A 17,524-nucleotide genomic window follows, 5' to 3' on the forward strand; every position below is an offset into this window, starting at 1 on the left:
ACGTCGTCCCCTGCATTGCACTGCCAATCGCCAACCTTGGCGCGCGTACCCGTCTGCCCTCAGCCTCTGAGGGCAATCGAGGGCGCGTCTGGCACCCCGACAAACGACGGGAGAAATCGGTGCCCTACGAGCACTCATTCCCCACCGCGCAGGGCCTCTATGACCCGCGCTTCGAGAAGGACGCCTGCGGTGTCGCCTTCGTCGCGACCCTGACGGGCGAGGCGACGCACCGCATCGTCGAGCAGGGCATCACCGCCCTGGTCAACCTCGACCACCGCGGTGCCGCCGGCGCCGAGGTCAACTCCGGCGACGGTGCCGGCATCCTGATCCAGGTCCCGGACGCCTTCCTGCGTGCCGTCACGGCCGAGGAGGGCATCACCCTCCCCGCCGCCGGCACGTACGCGGTCGGCACCGCCTTCCTTCCGGGCGACGAGGCCGCCGTGGCCTCCGCCCGCGAGCAGATCGAGAAGATCGCCGCCGAGGAGGGCCTCGAGGTCCTCGGCTGGCGTGCGGTCCCGGTCAACCCCGAGAGCCTCGGCGCCACCGCCCTCGCGGTGATGCCGACGTTCGCCCAGCTCTTCGTCCGGGCCACCGAGGACAGCGCCGACGTCAGCGCCGACGTCAGCGCCGTCGCCGACGCTGACGGATTGGCGCTCGAGCGCCTCGCCTTCGTGCTGCGCAAGCGCGCTGAGAGCGAGACCGACGCGTACTTCCCGTCGCTCTCCTCCCGGACGCTGGTCTACAAGGGCATGCTGACCACCCACCAGCTGGGTGACGTCTTCCCGGACCTGCGCGACCCGCGGATGGCCTCGGCGATCGCCGTCGTCCACTCCCGGTTCTCGACGAACACGTTCCCGAGCTGGCCGCTGTCGCACCCATTCCGCTACATCGCGCACAACGGTGAGATCAACACCGTCATGGGCAACCGGAACTGGATGCGTGCCCGTGAGGCCCTCCTGGCCTCCGACGTCATCCCCGGCGACCTCGAGCGGCTCTACCCGATCTGCACCCCGGGCGCCTCGGACTCGGCCTCCTTCGACGAGGTCCTCGAGCTGCTCCACCTCGGTGGCCGCAGCCTGCCGCACTCGGTGCTGATGATGATCCCCGAGGCGTGGGAGAACCACACCGAGATGGATGCCAAGCGCAAGGCGTTCTACGAGTTCCACGCCAAGCTCATGGAGGCGTGGGACGGCCCCGCCAACGTCGTCTTCACCGACGGCACCCAGGTCGGCGCCGTGCTGGACCGCAACGGTCTGCGCCCGGGCCGCTACTGGGTGACCGAGGACGGCCTGGTCATCTACGCCTCGGAGGCCGGTGTCCTGCACGACATCGAGCCGAAGAACGTCGTGCGCAAGGGCCGCATGCAGCCCGGCAAGATGTTCCTCGTCGACACCGCGCAGCACCGCATCATCGAGGACGACGAGATCAAGGACGCGCTCGCGTCCAAGCACCCGTACGACGAGTGGCTGCACGGCGGCCAGATCAACCTCGAGGACATCCCCGAGCGCGAGCACGTCGTGCACACGCACGCCTCGGTGACCCGCCGCCAGCAGGTCTTCGGCTACACCGAGGAGGAGCTCCGCGTCCTCCTGGCGCCGATGGCCAACACCGGCGGCGAGCCGCTGGGCTCGATGGGCACCGACAGCCCGATCGCGGCGCTGTCGGCCAAGCCGCGTCTGCTGTTCGACTACTTCGTGCAGCTCTTCGCCCAGGTCACCAACCCGCCGCTGGACGCCATCCGCGAGGAGCTGGTCACCAGCCTGGCCAGCACCATCGGCCCCGAGGCCAACCTGCTCGAGCCGAGCCCCGCCTCGTGCCGCCAGGTCGTGCTGCCCTTCCCGGTCCTCTCCAACGACGACCTGGCCAAGATCCGGCACATCAACCGTGACGGTGACATGCCGGGCTTCATCACCCACGTCGTGCGCGGTCTGTACGACGTCGCCGGGGGCGGCGCCGCGATGGCGGCCCGTCTCGAGGAGATCTGCCAGGAGGTGAGCGCCGCCATCGCCGACGGTGCTCGCATCATCGTGCTCTCCGACCGGCACTCCACCGCGGAGCTCGCGCCGATCCCGTCGCTGCTGCTCACCGGTGCCGTCCACCACCACCTGGTGCGCGAGAAGGAGCGGACGCAGGTCGGCCTGCTGGTCGAGGCCGGCGACGTCCGCGAGGTCCACCACGTGGCGACCCTGGTCGGCTACGGCGCGGCCGCGGTCAACCCCTACCTCGCCATGGAGTCGGTCGAGGACCTCGCCTTCGAGGGATTCTTCGTCAAGAACGACCCCGAGAAGGCCGTCCAGAACCTGATCAAGGCGCTGGGCAAGGGTGTCCTGAAGGTCATGTCGAAGATGGGGGTCAGCACGCTGGCCTCCTACACCGGCGCGCAGATCTTCGAGGCCGTCGGTCTGTCCCAGGCCGTCGTGGACGCATACTTCACCGGCACCACCTCCAAGCTCGGCGGCATCGAGCTCGAGGTCATCGCCGAGGAGGTCGCCCAGCGGCACGCGACCGCCTACCCGCGCGACGGCGTCGCGGTGGCCCACCGCGAGCTGGCGATCGGCGGCGAGTACCAGTGGCGTCGTGAGGGCGAGCCGCACCTCTTCGACCCGGAGACGGTCTTCCGCCTGCAGCACGCCACCCGCCAGGGTCGCTACGACATCTTCCAGCAGTACACCCGGCGCGTGAACGAGCAGGCCGAGCGCCTCATGACGCTCCGCGGGCTGTTCAAGTTCAAGGACACCGCCGCCACCGGTCGCCAGCCGATCCCGATCGAGGAGGTCGAGTCGGTCGAGGCGATCGTGAAGCGGTTCAGCACCGGCGCGATGTCGTACGGCTCCATCTCGCAGGAGGCGCACGAGACCCTCGCCATCGCGATGAACATGCTCGGCGCCAAGTCCAACACCGGCGAGGGTGGTGAGGACCCGGAGCGCCTGCACGACCCGGCCCGCCGCTCGGCGATCAAGCAGGTCGCGTCCGGCCGCTTCGGCGTCACGTCGGAGTACCTGACCAACGCCGACGACATCCAGATCAAGATGGCGCAGGGTGCCAAGCCCGGCGAGGGCGGCCAGCTGCCCGGCCACAAGGTCTACCCGTGGGTGGCCAAGACCCGGCACTCGACGCCGGGCGTGGGCCTGATCAGCCCGCCGCCGCACCACGACATCTACTCGATCGAGGACCTGGCGCAGCTGATCCACGACCTCAAGAACGCCAACCCGTCGGCCCGCGTCCACGTGAAGCTGGTCTCCGAGGTCGGTGTCGGCACGGTCGCAGCGGGTGTCTCCAAGGCGCACGCGGACGTCGTCCTCATCTCGGGTCACGACGGCGGTACGGGCGCCTCGCCGCTCACCTCGCTCAAGCACGCCGGTGGTCCCTGGGAGCTCGGTCTCGCCGAGGCCCAGCAGACCCTGCTGCTCAACGGCCTGCGCGACCGCATCGTCGTGCAGACCGACGGCCAGCTCAAGACCGGTCGCGACGTCGTCATCGCGGCGCTGCTCGGTGCCGAGGAGTTCGGCTTCGCCACCGCCCCGCTCGTCGTCTCCGGCTGCATCCTGATGCGGGTCTGCCACCTCGACACCTGCCCGGTGGGCGTCGCGACGCAGAACCCGGTGCTGCGCGAGCGGTTCTCCGGCAAGGCCGAGTACGTCGTGAACTTCTTCCGCTACATTGCCGAAGAGGTCCGCGAGATCCTCGCCGAGCTCGGCTTCCGCTCCATCGAGGAGGCGATCGGCCAGGCCGGCACCCTCGACACCCGCGACGCGATCGACCACTGGAAGGCAGCCGGTCTCGACCTGGCGCCGATCTTCCACGTGGTGGAGTCGCCGACGCAGTTCGCCGACCAGGACCTGCGCCACACCAAGGGCCAGGACCACGGCATCGAGCGCTCGCTCGACTTCACCACCCTCGTGCCGCTGGCCCAGCCGGCGCTCGAGAACGGCGAGCCGGTCCGCGCGCAGCTCGAGATCAAGAACGTCAACCGCACGGTCGGCACCCTGCTCGGTCACGAGGTGACCAAGCGCTACAAGGGCGAGGGCCTCCCGGACGGCACGATCGACATCACGTTCACCGGCTCGGCCGGCCAGTCGTTCGGCGCCTTCGTGCCGCGCGGCATCACGCTGCGCCTCGAGGGCGACGCCAACGACTACGTCGGCAAGGGCCTTTCCGGTGGCCGCATCGTCGTCCGCCCTGACCGCTCGGCGCCGTTCGCGGCTGACGGCCAGATCATCGGTGGCAACACCATCGCGTACGGCGCCACCTCCGGGCAGATCTTCCTGCGCGGCGGCGTCGGCGAGCGCTGCTGCGTCCGCAACTCCGGTGCCACCGTCGTCACCGAGGGTGTGGGCGACCACGGCTGCGAGTACATGACCGGCGGGCGCGTCGTCGTCCTCGGTCCGACGGGCCGCAACTTCGCGGCCGGCATGTCCGGCGGCGTCGCGTACGTCCTCGATCTCCAGGCCCAGCGGGTCAACCCCGAGCTCGTCGAGCTCGGCGTGGTCGAGGGCCGGTTCGCCGACGAGCTCGAGCAGCTGGTCCGTACCCACCACGAGGAGACCGGGTCCGAGGTGGCGGCCGCGCTGCTCGCCGACTGGCCGGCTGCTCTGGCCCGGTTCACCCGGGTCATGCCCAGTGACTACAAGAGGGTCCTCGAGGCCCAGGAGGAGGCCCTCGAGGAGGGTCTCTCCGAGGACGAGGCCGCGGCCCGGATTATGGAGGTCCTTCATGGCTGACCCGAAGGGGTTCCTGAAGAACGGGCGCGAGGGCGCGACCCGTCGCCCGGTCGACGAGCGGATCGGTGACTGGAACGAGGTGTACCCGGACGGCGGCATCGGCAAGGCGCTGCTCCCGATCATCAACCTCCAGGCCAGCCGATGCATGGACTGTGGCATCCCGTTCTGCCACCAGGGCTGCCCGCTCGGCAACATCATCCCCGAGTGGAACGACCTGACCTGGCGCAACGACTGGGAGGGCGCGATCGAGCGCCTGCACGCGACGAACAACTTCCCGGAGTTCACCGGTCGCCTCTGCCCGGCCCCGTGCGAGACGGCCTGTGTCCTGGGCATCAACCAGGACCCGGTGACGATCAAGAACATCGAGGTCTCGATCATCGATCGCGCCTGGGACGACCGCAACGTCAAGCCCCAGCCGCCGGAGTGGCTCTCGGGCAAGACCGTCGCGGTGATCGGCTCGGGCCCGGCGGGTCTCGCCGCCGCCCAGCAGCTCACCCGGGCCGGTCACACCGTGGCCGTCTACGAGCGCGCCGAGAAGATCGGTGGCCTGCTGCGCTACGGCATCCCCGAGTTCAAGATGGAGAAGAAGCACGTCGACCGGCGCCTCGAGCAGATGCGCCGCGAGGGCACGGTCTTCCGCGCCGGCGTCGACGTCGGCACCTCCATCACCGGCCAGGAGCTGCGCGAGCGCTACGACGCGGTCGTCCTCGCGGTCGGCTCGACGGTCCCGCGTGACCTCCCGGTCACCGGCCGCGAGCTCAACGGCATCCACCAGGCGATGGAGTTCCTGCCGCAGGCCAACCGGGAGGCGCTGGGCGAGACCCCGACCACCGACCCCCGCGGCCAGATCCGCGCGGACGGCAAGCACGTCGTCATCATCGGTGGCGGTGACACCGGCGCCGACTGTCTCGGCACCTCGATCCGGCACGGCGCGAGCTCGATCACCCAGCTCGAGATCATGCCGCGTCCCGCGGAGTCGAACGGTCGCTCCGACGACCGTCCGAACGGACAGCCGTGGCCGACGTACCCGATGATCTTCCGGGTCTCCTCGGCCCACGAGGAGGGCGGCGACCGGGTCTACGGCGTCTCCACCAAGGAGTTCCTGGGCGACGCGGACGGCAACGTGCGCGCGCTCAAGATCGTCGACGTGGTCTTCGAGGGCGGCAAGCTCACCGAGGTCGAGGGCACCGAGCGCGAGATCCTCGCCGACCTCGTCCTCTTCGCGATGGGCTTCACCGGCCCGGAGCAGAGCGGCGTGGTCGAGCAGCTCGGCGTCGAGCTGGACGCCCGCGGCAACATCGCCCGCGACGCTTCCTTCAAGACGTCGGTGGACGGCGTGTACGTGGCCGGCGACGCCGGTCGCGGCCAGTCGCTCATCGTCTGGGCGATCGCCGAGGGCCGCTCGGCGGCCGCCGCCGTCGACGCCTACCTGACCGGCTCCTCGACGCTGCCGGCGCCGATCAGGCCGACCGACCGTCCGCTGATGGTCTGAGGGTGATCCCACGGGCTGAAACGCAGCCCTGAGCTGTCGCGAACAGGCGCAGGCACACGCTCCCCGCGTGGTCTGCGCCTGTTCGCCATTTGTTACTCACGAGTCGGTGACCCAGAACTCATTGGAACGATCAAGTACGGCTAGGGTGGTCCCGTGCGCAGAGCGAAGATCGTATGTACGTTGGGTCCGGCCGTCGACGGCGAGGAGAAGCTCGCCGAGCTCATCCACGCCGGGATGGACATCGCACGGCTCAACATGAGCCACGGCACCCAGGACGACCATGCCGGGCGCTACAGCGCGGTGCGCGCCGCCTCGGACAAGACCGGCAAGGCGGTCGGCATCTTCGCCGACCTGCAGGGCCCGAAGATCCGCCTGGAGAAGTTCGCCGAGGGCAAGGTCGTCCTCGAGCGCGGCCAGCAGTGGACGATCACCACCCGTGACGTCTCCGGCGACGCGACCATCTGCGGCACCACGTACAAGGGCCTGCCGGGCGACGTGAAGGTCGGCGACCCGATCCTGATCGACGACGGCAAGGTCCGCCTGCGCGTGACCGGCGTCGAGAACGGCACCGACGTCGTCACCGAGGTCGTCATCGCCGGCCCGGTCAGCAACAACAAGGGCATCAACCTGCCGGGCGTCGCGGTGTCGGTCCCGGCGCTGTCCGAGAAGGACATCGACGACCTGCGCTTCGCGCTCAAGCTCGGCGTCGACATGGTCGCGCTCAGCTTCGTCCGCGACGCCCAGGACGCCGAGGACGTCCGCGCGATCATGCGCGAGGAGGGTCGGGTCGTCCCGATCATCGCCAAGATCGAGAAGCCGCAGGCCGTCGAGAACCTCGACGAGGTCATCGAGGCGTTCGACATGTTCATGGTCGCCCGCGGCGACCTCGGCGTGGAGTGCCCGCTCGAGGACGTTCCGTTCCTGCAGAAGCGGATCGTCGAGCAGGCCCGGCTCAACGCCAAGCCGGTCATCGTCGCCACCCAGATGCTCGAGTCGATGATCGGCAACCCGCAGCCGACCCGCGCCGAGGCCAACGACGTCGCCAACGCCGTCCTCGACGGCACCGACGCGGTGATGCTCTCGGCCGAGACCAGCGTCGGCGAGTTCCCGATCCACACCGTCGAGACGATGGCGCGCATCATCTCCGCGACCGAGGGGCACGCCTTCACCGCCGGCGGCGTCGGCGTCGGTCACCTCAGCCAGATCAGCTGGGACCCGCACACCCGCTCGGGCGTCATCGCCAAGGCGGCCGAGGAGGTCGCCGAGCGCGTCGGCGCCAAGTACCTCGTCGCCTTCACCACCACCGGTGACTCGGCCCGCCGCCTCTCCCGGCTGCGCGGACCGATCCCGCTGCTCGCGTTCACCCCGTTCCCGCAGGTGCGCTCCACCCTCGCGCTGAGCTGGGGCATCGAGACGTACCTGACCGACGAGGTCGAGCACACCGACATGATGGTGCGCCAGGTCGACGAGGTCCTGCTGCAGTCGGGCCGGGTCCAGGAGGGTGACCTCATCGTCATCATCGCCGGCGCCCCGGCCGGCATCCCGGGCTCGACCAACGCCCTGCGGATCCACCGCATGGGCGATGCGATCAACGAGGTCGCCCCCGCGTATCGCAGCAACTGATCCAACATGCCAGAGAGCCCGCCACCGTGAGGTGGCGGGCTCTCTGCGTCGTGCCCCGAGTCGGATTCGAACCGACACTGTGCGGTGTTTGAGACCGCCCTCTCTGCCGTTGGAGTACCGGGGCGCGGAGTGGCCCCAACTTACCGGAGGGGCGCTGGCGAAGCAGACTCCGGGGAGCCGCGAGGGCGTCGGCCGTGCAGCGGCTAGCCTGTCGCCGTGACCGATCTACCCGCCCGCCGCGTCGTCATCGCCGAGGACGAGGTCCTCATCCGGATGGACCTCAAGGAGATGCTCACCGACGAGGGGTACGACGTCGTGGGGGAGGCCGGTGACGGCGCCGAGGCCGTACGGCTCGCCGAGGAGCTCCGTCCCGACCTGGTGATCCTCGACGTGAAGATGCCGATCCTGGACGGCATCGCCGCCGCCGAGCAGGTCGCCCGCCAGCGCATCGCGCCGGTCGTCATGCTCACCGCCTTCTCCCAGCGCGACCTGGTCGAGCGGGCCCGCGACGCCGGCGCGATGGCGTACCTGGTCAAGCCGTTCAACCCGAGCGACCTGGTGCCGGCGATCGAGCTGGCCGTCAGCCGGTTCCAGGAGGTGGCCCAGCTCGAGGCCGAGGTGGGGGGGCTGACCGACCGCCTCGAGACCCGTAAGGCGGTCGACCGGGCCAAGGGTGTCCTCCAGGAGCAGCTCGGCCTCAGCGAGACCGACGCGTTCCGCTGGATCCAGAAGACCGCCATGGATCTACGTCTCTCGATGCGGCAGGTGGCGGACGGCGTGGTCGAGCACGGCGCCGGGATGGCCGGCGGTGGAGTTCCGTCCGAAGGCTGAGACTCCTCCCATGTTGCGGGTCTGTAACGAATCGGGCCCAAAACAAGTTTGTTCTCGCTGGATGTCCCCGCAGAACCTGAGAACAGGGTTAGATTCCGTCAGATCACGTCCCAGTGAACAGTGGAGGAACCCCCGATGATGGGAACCAAGAAGACCGCTCGCCTGCTCGCGGTCGCCGGCATCGCCGCGATGGCCCTCAGCGCCTGCGGCAGCAGCGACAACAACGCCAGCGACAACAGCGCGGGCGGCAGCGGCAGCGGCGACTGCGGCAACTACAGCCTCGCCTTCATGGGTGCGCTCACCGGCGACGCCGGCGCCCTCGGCGTCAACATGATCAACGGCGTCAAGCTCGCCGTCGACGAGTACAACAAGGACCACGCCGACTGCAAGGTCACCGTCAAGGACTTCGACTCCCAGGGCAGCCCGGACAAGGCTCCGGCCCTTGCGACGCAGATCGTCCAGGACCCGTCCATCGTCGGGCTCATCGGCCCCGGCTTCTCGGGTGAGTCGAACGCGACCGGCAAGACGTTCTTCGAGGCCGGCATGCCGTCGATCTCGCCCTCGGCGACCGACGACGGCCTGACCAAGCAGGGCTGGACGACGTGGCACCGCGTCATCGGCAACAACGCGACCCAGGCCGAGGCGGGCGCGAAGTACCTCACCGAGACTGCCGGCGCGAAGAAGGTCTTCGTCATCGACGACGCGCAGGACTACTCGAAGGGCCTCGCGGACGCCTTCAAGTCGGCCGCCGGCTCGGCGGTCGTCGGCTCCGACGAGATCCAGGTCGGCCAGACCGACATGTCGGCCGTCGTCACCAAGGTCAAGGCCTCGGGCGCGGACTCGGTCTTCTACGGTGGCTACTACGCCGAGGCCGGTCTGCTGGTGAAGCAGCTGCGCAACGCGAACTTCAAGGGCACGTTCATGTCCGGCGACGGCTCCGAGGACCCGGCGTTCGTCAAGGCCGCCGGTGGCGCTGCCGCCGAGGGCGCGCTCCTGACCGCCCCCGCCGGTCCGGCCCCGGCCGACTTCACCTCGCGGGTGAAGGCCGCGACCGGTGCCGCCGCCGGTCTGTACACCACGCAGGCCTACGACGCGGCGAACATCTTCCTCGCCGCCCTCGACGCCGGCAAGACCAGCCACGAGGACATCAACTCCTTCATCGGCTCGTACACCGGTGACGGCGTCTCCGGCCCGATCGCCTTCGACGAGAATGGCGACATCAAGGAGTCGACCATCTGGGTCTACACCGTCAAGAACGGCGCGCTGGACCAGGAGAACCCGACCGCGATCAAGTGATCGCGACCGACACGTTCTGACATTCTGTGGCCGGGGCAGGGATCCTGCCCCGGCCACAGACACGTCCCACCGGCGCACACTGAGGAAAGAGCCGTGCACTTCGACGTTCTATTTCATGACTTCGCTGCCTACACCGCTGGCGGACTGGTCTTCGGCGCCATCTATGCGCTGATCGCACTGGGCTACACGATGGTGTACGGCGTCCTGCAGCTGATCAACTTCGCCCACTCCGAGGTCTTCATGTACGGGACCTTCGCGACGGCCTGGGTCTTCGTGCTCATCCACGGAACCGGACAGGTCCAGGAGAGCCTGGGCCAGGCAGCGCCCCTTCTACTTCTCGCGCTGGTAGCCGCGATGCTCACCTCGGGAGCCATCGCGCTTCTGATCGAGCGGGTCGCCTATCGGCCCCTTCTCAAGAAGGGCGCCCCGAAGCTGATCTGTCTCATCTCCGCGATCGGCGCGTCCTTCGCGCTCTCCGAGGCGATGGGCCTGCGCGACCGGTTCGCCGGCTGGGTCGGTCTCGACGACAAGCTCGACAACTACGTGAGCAACGCCCGCAACCTCTACGCCAACCCGGTGGACATCCAGCCCCACACGTTCTTCTCGATCGGCAGCTATCAGGTCTCCGACGTCGACATCGTGATCGTCGTCGCGGCCCTGCTGATGATGGTCGCGCTGGTCGCCTTCGTCGACAAGACGAAGTTCGGCCGCGGCATCCGAGCGGTCGCGCAGGACCCGGAGTCGGCGACGCTGATGGGGGTCAACTCCACCCGCGTGATCCAGGTGACCTTCCTCGTCGGCGGCCTGATGGCCGGCGCCGCGGCGCTGCTCTATATGCTCAAGATCGGCACGACCCGGCCCAACATCGGCTTCATCTTCGGTGTCAAGGCGTTCACCGCAGCCGTCATGGGCGGCATCGGCAACCTGCGTGGCGCGCTGCTCGGCGGCATCGTCCTCGGCGTCTTCGAGAGCTGGGGATCGGCCGTCTTCGGCAGCGACTGGAAGGACGTCGTCTCGTTCGTTCTGCTCATCCTGGTGCTGCTGGTCCGACCGTCCGGCATCCTCGGTGAGTCTCTCGGAAAGGCGCGCGCATGAGTGCCAAGACCGCCACGGCCGCGTCGAGCAACCCGCTGCGCCGCTTCGGCGCGTGGTGGGACACGGTCGTCGACAGCTACGACGGGCTGGGGAAGCCGGCGAAGATCGGCCTCATCACGCTCTTCGCGCTCTTCTTCTACGCGCTCCCTCTGCTCCGCCCGCCGGTGATCACGACTGATCGCATCGACTTCGGCGGCGTGATGTTCTCCTCGGCGGCCTTCGCCCTGGTCGCGCTCGGCCTCAACATCGTCATCGGCTACGCCGGCCTGCTCGATCTCGGGTACGTCGGCTTCTACGCGGTCGGGGCGTACACCACCGGTGTGCTCACCGCGCAGCACTGGCACTGGCCGTTCTTCCTGGTGCTGCCGATCGCGATCGCCGTCACGATGGTCACCGGCGTGATCCTCGGAGCTCCGACGCTGCGGGTGCGTGGTGACTACCTGGCCATCGTGACGCTCGGCTTCGGCGAGATCATCCGGCTCATCGTCACCAACGTCGAGTGGCTCGGTGCAGCGGGCGGCATCAAGAACATCCCGCACCCGAACAACATCGGACCCGCGCCCAAGCCGCCGTTCGACCCGGGCGGCCTCTTCGACATCCCGAGGCTGCAGTGGAACGGCCTCATCCCCTCGATCGACCACACGCCGCTGCACCAGACCCATTTCCTCATCTTCGGCGCGCTCGACGCGGTGCCGTACTACTGGCTGGTGCTCACCGCGATCATCCTGGTGATCATCGGCGACCGGCTGGTGAAGGCGAGCCGGGTCGGGCGAGCCTGGGAGGCGACCCGCGAGGACGAGGACGCCGCCGAGCTGATGGGCGTCCCGACGTTCCGCTACAAGCTGCTCGCGTTCGCGCTCGGTGCCGCCATCGGTGGTCTGTCGGGCTCGCTCTACGCCAGTAGCCAGGGCGGCTTCATCAACCCGCTCAGCTTCCCGCTGCTGCTCTCCATGCTGTTCGTCGCCGCCGTCATCGTCGGTGGTGCCGGCAACCGCTGGGGCGCCATCGCGGGCGGTGTGCTGGTGGCCTACCTGCCCGAGCGCTTCCGCGACTTCGACGACTACCGCCTGCTGGTCTTCGGGCTCGCACTGATGGGCCTGGCGATCTGGCGTCCACAGGGCCTCTTCCCACCCAACAGAGTGCGGCGGGCCAAGGCGGCCGCGGAGGAGATCGAAGTGCTCGAGGAGGGACCCGACCATGAGTGAGCAGAACACGACCACGGTCGCCACTACGGGCGCGGCACCGCTGCTCGAGGTCGACGACGTCACGATCAAGTTCGGCGGCCTGACGGCGCTCGACTCGGTGAGCTTCGACATCCGCCGCGGCGAGATCCTGGGTCTGATCGGACCGAACGGCGCGGGCAAGACGACCTGCTTCAACGTGATGACGGGCGTCTACCAGGCCACCTCCGGCGAGGTCCGTCTCGACGGCACGGTGCTGCGCAAGATGAAGCGCCACGAGATCACCCGGCTCGGGATGGCCCGGACGTTCCAGAACATCCGGCTCTTCAAGTCCATGACGGTCCTCGAGAACGTGATGGTCGGCGCGGATGCCCGCAGCAACGTGGGCTTCCTCAACGCGCTGTTCCGTACGCCGCTGCACCGCCGCACGGAGGGTGCCGCCAAGGAGCGGGCCCGCGAGCTGCTCGCGCTGGTCGGCATCAAGGCCGACGAGAACGAGCTCGCCGCGAACCTCTCGTACGGCGATCAGCGCCGGCTGGAGATCGCCCGTGCGATGGCGACCGAGCCCAAGCTGCTCTGCCTGGACGAGCCGGCTGCCGGCTTCAACCCGGCCGAGAAGCAGCGACTGATGGAGCTGATCCGCAAGGTCCGCGACGCGGGCTACACGGTGCTTCTCATCGAGCACGACATGCGCCTGGTCATGGGCGTCACCGACCGGATCGTGGTCCTCGAGTTCGGTCGTAAGATCGCCGAGGGCACGCCCGCCGAGATTCGAGACAACCCCGCGGTCATCGCGGCCTACCTGGGTGTCGAGGAGGACGACGATGCCGCTTCTTGAGGTTGAAGGCCTCTGCGTCAACTACGGCCACATCGAGGCGATCCGAGACATCTCGTTCAGTGTCGAGCAGGGCACCATCACGACGCTGATCGGGGCCAATGGCGCCGGCAAGACCACCACGCTGAAGACGGTCTCCGGCCTGCGTCCCGTACGTGCGGGCAAGATCGTCTTCGACGGCAAGGACATCACCAACCTGGCGCCGTACGAGCGCGTCAAGCTGGGCCTGAGCCAGTCTCCCGAGGGGCGCGGGGTCTTCCCGGGCATGACCGTCCGGGAGAACCTCGACATGGGTGCCTTCGTGCGCAAGGACACCAAGACGCCCGCGTACAAGCAGGACCTGGACCGGGTCTACGCGCTCTTCCCGCGCCTGGAGGAGCGGGCGAGCCAGGTCGCCGGCACCATGTCCGGTGGCGAGCAGCAGATGGTCGCGATGGGCCGAGCGCTCATGGCACGCCCGAAGCTGGTCCTGCTCGACGAGCCGTCGATGGGTCTCGCGCCCAAGCTGATCGCCCAGATCTTCTCGATCATCGACGAGATCAAGGAGCAGGGCACCACCGTCCTCCTGGTCGAGCAGAACGCCGCCCAGGCGCTGAAGCGCTCGGACACGGCCCACATCCTGGAGACCGGCGAGATCGTCCGCTCGGGTACGGGCAAGGACCTCGCGGCCGACGGCTCGGTCAAGGCCGCCTATCTGGGTGGAGACCTCTGATCGTGAAGCGCTCCACCAAACGACGTCTCCGCCAGGGCGTCCTGTACGCCGTCCTGGTGGCGATCGTCATCTTCCTGGGCTTCTCGGTCGACTGGAAGACCGTCCACGACAACTTCTGGACACCCGGGCTGAGTGACAACTGGCACGACCTGATCTTCACCGGGGTCAAGAACACGATCATCTACACCGCGATCGCGTTCGTCCTGGGCCTGGCGCTGGCGCTGCTGCTCGCGCTGATGAAGCTCTCCGACGTGGTGGTCTACCGCTGGATCGCGACGGCGTACATCGAGCTCTTCCGCGGGCTCCCAGCGCTGATCACGATCCTGTTCATGGCCTTCGCGGTGCCGATCGCCTTCCAGTGGAAGCCTCCGGGCGGCACGACCGGTGCCGGTGTGATCGGCCTGGTCATGGTGGCGGGCGCCTACATGGCCGAGACCCTGCGGGCCGGCCTCCAGGCCGTGCCGAAGGGGCAGGCCGAAGCGGCCCGCTCACTCGGCATGGGCCCGGTCGCGACCATGGTCCACGTGATCGTCCCGCAGGCGTTCCGGATCATCATCCCGCCGCTGACCAACGAGTTCGTCCTGCTGCTCAAGGACACCTCGCTGCTCTCCATCGTCGGCGCGACGATCACCTCGCGCGAGCTGACCAACGTCAGCAAGGACTTCCTGAGCTCCGGCAGCACCGCGAGTACGGGCACCAGCCTGACCCAGGCCGCGTTGCTCTACCTGATCATCACGCTTCCCCTGACCCGCCTGGTGGCGTGGTTGGAGAAGCGCCAGCAGAGGGCCCGGTGACAAGCATGGAGACAGCCGTGACCACAGCCGCGATCCACGTCAGCAAGCTGCACAAGTACTTCGGCGAGAACGAGGTGCTCAAGGGCATCGACTTCCGGGTCGACGCCGGCCAGGTCGTCTGCGTCATCGGTCCCTCCGGCTCCGGGAAGTCGACGCTGCTGCGCTGCGTCAACCGGCTCGAGGAGCCGACGTCGGGTCAGATCCTTGTGGAGGGGATCGACATCACCGACGAGGAGACCGACCTCGACTCGGTCCGCACCCGGATCGGGATGGTCTTCCAGCAGTTCAACCTCTTCCCGCACATGACGGTGCTGCAGAACCTCTGCATCGCCCAGCGCACGGTGAAGCGGCGCTCGAAGGCCGAGGCGATCGAGGTCGCCCGGCGCAACCTCGCGAAGGTCGGCCTAGCGGAGAAGGAGTCGGCGTACCCGGCCCACCTCTCGGGTGGTCAGCAGCAGCGTGTCGCCATCGCGCGGGCGCTGTCGATGGACCCCGACATGATGCTCTTCGACGAGCCCACCTCCGCGCTCGACCCCGAGCTCGTCGGTGACGTCCTGGACATCATGAAGCAGCTCGCCTCCGAGGGCATGACCATGATGGTCGTGACCCACGAGATGGGCTTCGCCCGCGAGGTCGGCGACAAGCTCGTCTTCATGGACGGCGGCGTGATCGTCGAGGAGGGCGATCCGCGCGAGGTGCTGGCCGACCCGAAGCACGAGCGTACGAAGGCGTTCCTCTCCAAGGTGCTCTGAGCCTCCTGCGACCCGTGTCAGACGCCGTCTGACGAAGAAGCCCCCGGCCATCGGCCGGGGGCTTCTTCGTCAGGTGCATGCGATCAGCTGGTCGCGAAGTACTTGTCGTAGATCGTCTTGTACGTGCCGTCGGACTTCATCTTCGCCAGGTCGGTGTTGATGGCGTCGACCAGCGCGGTGTTGCCGAGCTTGGTGGCCAGGCCGTACTCCTCACCGGTGCTGTACTTCTCGACGACCTTGAAGTCGCCGGTCTTCTGGTGCTCGATGTTGACCGGGAGGTCCTGGAGCAGGGCGTCGACCTGACCGGCCTTGAGCGCGAGGAACATCTCGGCGTCGCTCGGGAAGTCGATGATCTGCGCGCCCTTGGCGTTCTCGGTCGCGTAGGTCTTGCCGGTGGTGCCCTTCTGGACGCCGACCTTCTTGCCGTCCAGGTCGTTGATCGAGGTGATCGAGGAGTCGGTCGGGACGAGGAGCGACTGCTCGGAGTCGTAGTAGCCATCCGTGAACGACAGGTGCTTGGCGCGGTCGTCGGTGATGGTGAGGGCGCTGGAGACCAGGTCGCAGGTGCCGGCGTTGAGCGTCAGACCGCTCTGCAGGCCGTCGAAGTCCTCGTCGAGGACCTTGAGCTTGAGACCGAGGTCGTCGGCGAGCTGCGTGTCGATGTCGATGTCGAAGCCCTTGAAGCCGCTCGCGGACGTCTTGTCGAAGTCCTCGAACGGGGCGTAGGGGACGTCGGAGCAGACGGTGAGCGTGCCGGGGTCGACCAGGTCGAGAGCGGCGCCGGCGCCGGTGCTGGCCGACGAGCCGGCCGGGGCCGTGGAGTCGTCGGCGGCGTTGTCCGACGAGCTGCCGCATGCGGCGAGCAGGAGGGTGGCGGCTACGGCGGTGGCGCCGAGCATCGTGCGCTTGATCATGGGGTGACTGTAGTAGCGCGCCAGGAAAAATCTCGCACTTGCGTACTTAGGCCTGTAACGATCCGAAGTCAAGAGTGTTTCGACCCCGTTCGGGAGCGTACGATCGGCGCTTGGGCGCCCGCCGGGGGGACGGTCTGCCCGACTTAACAGGGGATCCACCGGATGGTTGGAGTGTGGGAGTGACGCGTTCGCTCGTGACGCTGCGGGAGGCTACGGCCGCCGATGCGCTGTTCTTGGTGGAGCTGTGGCACGAGAACCTGCGACGTGCCGATCGTCAGGATCAGTGCGCCGATCTCGAGATCGTGATCAAGGACGCGGCGGCCTCGCCGGAGAAGCGTCTTGTGGTCGCGGAGTACAACGACGTCCCGGTCGGCGCCGTCTTCCTGCGCGCCACCCGGATGAGCCCGATCAACCTCGAGCCCATCATGCAGGTGCTCTCCCCGCAGGTGCTGCCGTCCGCCCGTCGCAAGGGCGTCGGCCGCGCGCTGATGGAGGAGGCGGTGACCTTCGCCGACCAGCTCGGCGTCGCGCACGTGATGGCGGGCGCGTCCGCGACCTCGCGCGACGGCAACCGCTTCCTCGCCCGGATGGGCTTCGGCGCGCACGCCACCCTGCGCGTCGCCCCGACCGCCGTGCTGCGTGCCAAGCTGACCAGTGGCCTGACCGCAGGCCAGCGCGCCGTCGCGAACCGCGGTCACCTCGGCCAGGTGCTGGCCGCCCGCCGCTCGATGCGGCACCCCCGCGGCACCGCCGGCGCGGCCTGACGACGCGCGCGCCGCGGGACTACGCGACGCGCTGCGGGTCGATCAGCGCGCAGGTGATCCGCGACGTGCAGATCCGCTTGCCGCGCTCGTCGCTGATGACGATCTCGTAGGTGGCCGACGTCCGGCCCAGGTGGGCCGGCGTGGCGACGCCGGTGACCAGGCCGCTGGTCGCCGAGCGGTGGTGGGTCGCGTTGATGTCGACCCCGACCGCCAGCTTGCCCATCGTCTGCGCGTGCAGGCCCGCGCCGACCGAGCCGAGCGTCTCCGCCAGGGCGATCGAGGCGCCGCCGTGCAGGAGGCCGTACGGCTGGGTGTTGCCCTCGACCGGCATCGTCGCGACGACCCGTTCGATCGAGACCTCGGTCAGCGTGACGCCCATCTTGTCGTTCAGCCCGCCCATGCCGTGCGGGAAGGCGCTGAGGTAGGTGGCGATGTCGTCGTCGCTGAGCGGGGTGGTGTCGGTCATGGAGTCATCGTGACAGACGTGCTGTCACGATGACGGGTGGGGCGAGCT

At 68.6% G+C, this 17,524-nt stretch carries 14 protein-coding genes and 1 tRNA gene; 12 read left to right on the forward strand and 3 right to left on the reverse strand.

Annotated features, from left to right (window positions below):
• Positions 1-119: 119 nt before the first annotated feature.
• From gltB to pyk, 3 genes are all read left to right on the forward strand, one after another.
• On the forward strand, positions 120-4,721 hold the full coding sequence (gltB, locus tag ACZ5L9_RS14390) for a glutamate synthase large subunit (RefSeq protein ID WP_464528860.1): 4,602 nt from the start codon (positions 120-122) through the stop codon (positions 4,719-4,721).
• Positions 4,714-6,213, forward strand: coding sequence for a glutamate synthase subunit beta (locus ACZ5L9_RS14395; protein WP_464528861.1), 1,500 nt, complete (start codon positions 4,714-4,716; stop codon positions 6,211-6,213). Before gltB ends, ACZ5L9_RS14395 begins: the two co-directional genes overlap by 8 nt.
• Before the next feature lie 153 nt (positions 6,214-6,366).
• Positions 6,367-7,836 (forward strand): pyruvate kinase, encoded by a 1,470-nt coding sequence (gene pyk, locus ACZ5L9_RS14400; protein WP_464528862.1) that lies wholly within the window; start codon positions 6,367-6,369, stop codon positions 7,834-7,836.
• 51 nt (positions 7,837-7,887) lie between these two features.
• Here pyk and ACZ5L9_RS14405 read toward each other — a convergent pair.
• A tRNA-Leu gene (locus ACZ5L9_RS14405) sits at positions 7,888-7,960 on the reverse strand.
• Positions 7,961-8,052: 92 nt separating this feature from the next.
• Here ACZ5L9_RS14405 and ACZ5L9_RS14410 point away from each other — a divergent pair.
• From ACZ5L9_RS14410 to ACZ5L9_RS14445, 8 genes are all read left to right on the forward strand, one after another.
• Positions 8,053-8,667 (forward strand): ANTAR domain-containing response regulator, encoded by a 615-nt coding sequence (locus ACZ5L9_RS14410; RefSeq protein WP_464528863.1) that lies wholly within the window; start codon positions 8,053-8,055, stop codon positions 8,665-8,667.
• A 135-nt stretch (positions 8,668-8,802) separates the two neighbouring features.
• Positions 8,803-9,963: a branched-chain amino acid ABC transporter substrate-binding protein gene (locus ACZ5L9_RS14415; protein WP_464528864.1), complete on the forward strand. Its 1,161-nt coding sequence runs from the start codon at positions 8,803-8,805 to the stop codon at positions 9,961-9,963.
• 93 nt (positions 9,964-10,056) lie between these two features.
• On the forward strand, positions 10,057-11,058 hold the full coding sequence (locus ACZ5L9_RS14420) for a branched-chain amino acid ABC transporter permease (RefSeq protein ID WP_464528865.1): 1,002 nt from the start codon (positions 10,057-10,059) through the stop codon (positions 11,056-11,058).
• Positions 11,055-12,263, forward strand: a complete 1,209-nt coding sequence (locus tag ACZ5L9_RS14425; RefSeq protein WP_464528866.1) for a branched-chain amino acid ABC transporter permease — start codon at positions 11,055-11,057, stop codon at positions 12,261-12,263. The genes ACZ5L9_RS14420 and ACZ5L9_RS14425 overlap by 4 nt, the downstream gene beginning before the upstream one ends.
• Positions 12,256-13,077 carry an ABC transporter ATP-binding protein gene (locus tag ACZ5L9_RS14430; RefSeq protein WP_464528867.1) on the forward strand — a complete coding sequence of 274 codons (822 nt, stop codon included), beginning with the start codon at positions 12,256-12,258 and terminating at the stop codon, positions 13,075-13,077. The genes ACZ5L9_RS14425 and ACZ5L9_RS14430 overlap by 8 nt, the downstream gene beginning before the upstream one ends.
• Positions 13,064-13,786, forward strand: a complete 723-nt coding sequence (locus ACZ5L9_RS14435) for an ABC transporter ATP-binding protein (protein WP_464528868.1) — start codon at positions 13,064-13,066, stop codon at positions 13,784-13,786. Before ACZ5L9_RS14430 ends, ACZ5L9_RS14435 begins: the two co-directional genes overlap by 14 nt.
• Positions 13,787-13,788: 2 nt before the next feature.
• Positions 13,789-14,580, forward strand: a complete 792-nt coding sequence (locus ACZ5L9_RS14440; RefSeq protein ID WP_464528869.1) for an amino acid ABC transporter permease — start codon at positions 13,789-13,791, stop codon at positions 14,578-14,580.
• A 5-nt stretch (positions 14,581-14,585) separates the two neighbouring features.
• Positions 14,586-15,332 (forward strand): amino acid ABC transporter ATP-binding protein, encoded by a 747-nt coding sequence (locus ACZ5L9_RS14445; RefSeq protein ID WP_464528870.1) that lies wholly within the window; start codon positions 14,586-14,588, stop codon positions 15,330-15,332.
• Between the two features lie 83 nt (positions 15,333-15,415).
• Here ACZ5L9_RS14445 and ACZ5L9_RS14450 read toward each other — a convergent pair whose 3' ends face one another.
• Positions 15,416-16,246: an ABC transporter substrate-binding protein gene (locus tag ACZ5L9_RS14450; protein WP_464528871.1), complete on the reverse strand. Its 831-nt coding sequence runs from the start codon at positions 16,244-16,246 to the stop codon at positions 15,416-15,418.
• 179 nt (positions 16,247-16,425) lie between these two features.
• Between ACZ5L9_RS14450 and ACZ5L9_RS14455 the strand changes: the two genes are divergently transcribed.
• On the forward strand, positions 16,426-17,010 hold the full coding sequence (locus ACZ5L9_RS14455; protein WP_464528872.1) for an N-acetyltransferase family protein: 585 nt from the start codon (positions 16,426-16,428) through the stop codon (positions 17,008-17,010).
• Between the two features lie 19 nt (positions 17,011-17,029).
• On the opposite strand, the gene ACZ5L9_RS14460 is transcribed toward ACZ5L9_RS14455, so the two are convergent.
• Positions 17,030-17,476, reverse strand: coding sequence for a hotdog fold thioesterase (locus ACZ5L9_RS14460; RefSeq protein ID WP_464528873.1), 447 nt, complete (start codon positions 17,474-17,476; stop codon positions 17,030-17,032).
• Positions 17,477-17,524: the final 48 nt, after the last annotated feature.

Source organism: Nocardioides sp. JCM 18998, from assembly GCF_055391535.1.

Coding starts and splice junctions, on each gene's coding strand:
- ACZ5L9_RS14395 (WP_464528861.1), top strand. CDS start 4,714: ATGGCTGACCCGAAGGGGTTCCTGAAGAACGGGCGCGAGGGCGCGACC.
- ACZ5L9_RS14415 (WP_464528864.1), top strand. CDS start 8,803: ATGATGGGAACCAAGAAGACCGCTCGCCTGCTCGCGGTCGCCGGCATC.
- ACZ5L9_RS14425 (WP_464528866.1), top strand. CDS start 11,055: ATGAGTGCCAAGACCGCCACGGCCGCGTCGAGCAACCCGCTGCGCCGC.
- ACZ5L9_RS14430 (WP_464528867.1), top strand. CDS start 12,256: ATGAGTGAGCAGAACACGACCACGGTCGCCACTACGGGCGCGGCACCG.
- ACZ5L9_RS14435 (WP_464528868.1), top strand. CDS start 13,064: ATGCCGCTTCTTGAGGTTGAAGGCCTCTGCGTCAACTACGGCCACATC.
- ACZ5L9_RS14445 (WP_464528870.1), top strand. CDS start 14,586: ATGGAGACAGCCGTGACCACAGCCGCGATCCACGTCAGCAAGCTGCAC.
- ACZ5L9_RS14450 (WP_464528871.1), bottom strand. CDS start 16,246: ATGATCAAGCGCACGATGCTCGGCGCCACCGCCGTAGCCGCCACCCTC.
- ACZ5L9_RS14460 (WP_464528873.1), bottom strand. CDS start 17,476: ATGACCGACACCACCCCGCTCAGCGACGACGACATCGCCACCTACCTC.